The following is a 1,126-nucleotide window of genomic DNA, read 5'->3' as shown; positions in this document are numbered from 1 at the left end:
GCGCGGGGCCGGCCGGCGGGTTCGGACGATCGGCGCCGGGACGTCCAGCCGGGGCCGCGCGGCGAGATCGAGGCTCAGGCCCTCCACGGCCGCGATGAGATCGGGCAGGCTCGCCCGCTCGGTACGGCACAGGCGGATGCGCAGGGAGACCGCCCCCACGGGATCGGGCCGGCTCAGGCTCCCGAACAGCCGCGGCCGGCCGCCGGACCCCCCCATCATGGCGGGCGTCAGGTCGATCCATTGCCAGGCGTAGAGGCAGTCGGCCCCCACCGCCATGCCGACGGGGCCGTAGGCGTTGCGGCGCGGGACGGCCAGCACCCGCAGGACCTGGCCGGGGAACAGGGCGGCGATCTCGGCGTCGATGCCGGCGCGGTTCGGCCGCGCCAGGTTCGCCGGGAAGGCCAGGACGAGGTCGGCGGTCTGGGTGCGCAGGCCGAGGTTGGCCGCATTGGTTCCGGCGCCGCCGCCGAACTGGATGCGCTGGTCGAAGCCGTCGCGCACGGGGGTGTCGCTGGTGGCGACCACCCGTCCGGCCCCGGGCAGGCGCAGCACCGGCGCCGCCTGGGCCACGGCCCCGGCGAGAAGGGTCGCGAGGACGCCGAGGCAAGCCGCGACGGCCGGGGGAACTGGCGAACGGCGGATCACGGCAGGCCCCGCTGGGCGTTCGCTCCGGCGGCCTCCAGGGCCGAGGCGCGGCCCGGCGCCGCGAAGCGATCGTCCTCGGACACCGACCGGCCCGGCACCGACGACCGCTCCGCCTCCTGCTGGCGCCACAGGGTCCCGGCGGGCGGAAGCGGCAGGGTGCTGGGCTTGTCGCTGCCGCCGTAGCTCGGCAGCAGGGTGAAGCCGTAGCGCTCGTAGGGCATCGGCCCGGCGCCGGGCACGCGCCGGGCGACGAGGGGCGCCGGGGGGAGCGACGGGTCCGGCACGTAGGTGCCGGGCTGGGCCTCGGCCACGAGGCGCTGCGCCGAAGGGGCGGGAAAGCGCAGGGGATTGTCGAGGGCGACGGGAATTGGAAACTCCTTGCGCTGGATCGCGGCCGGCAGGGGGGTGCCGGCGGCGGCCGGGCCGCCGGGCTTCGGCACGCGGCCGTAACTGGATTCGGGCGCCGGCGTCGCGGCTTGCC

Annotated in this window: 1 protein-coding gene and 1 pseudogene; both read right to left on the bottom strand. The window is 77.4% G+C overall.

Going from position 1 to position 1,126, the window contains the following annotated elements; all coding sequences use genetic code 11:
- Positions 1 to 645: cellulose biosynthesis protein BcsN (bcsN, locus tag FV218_RS22440; RefSeq protein WP_187273154.1), on the bottom strand; the 645-nt coding region annotated here is incomplete at its 3' end.
- A pseudogene (locus tag FV218_RS22975) lies at positions 642 to 1,126 on the bottom strand (hypothetical protein); the annotation flags it as partial. The pseudogene FV218_RS22975 and the gene bcsN, both read right to left, overlap by 4 nt.

The sequence above is a fragment of the Methylobacterium sp. WL69 genome, assembly GCF_008039485.1.
GTDB lineage: Bacteria > Pseudomonadota > Alphaproteobacteria > Rhizobiales > Beijerinckiaceae > Methylobacterium.
The sequence above is the reverse complement of the archived record's forward strand: the minus strand, read 5'-3'. Positions and strand labels throughout refer to the sequence as shown.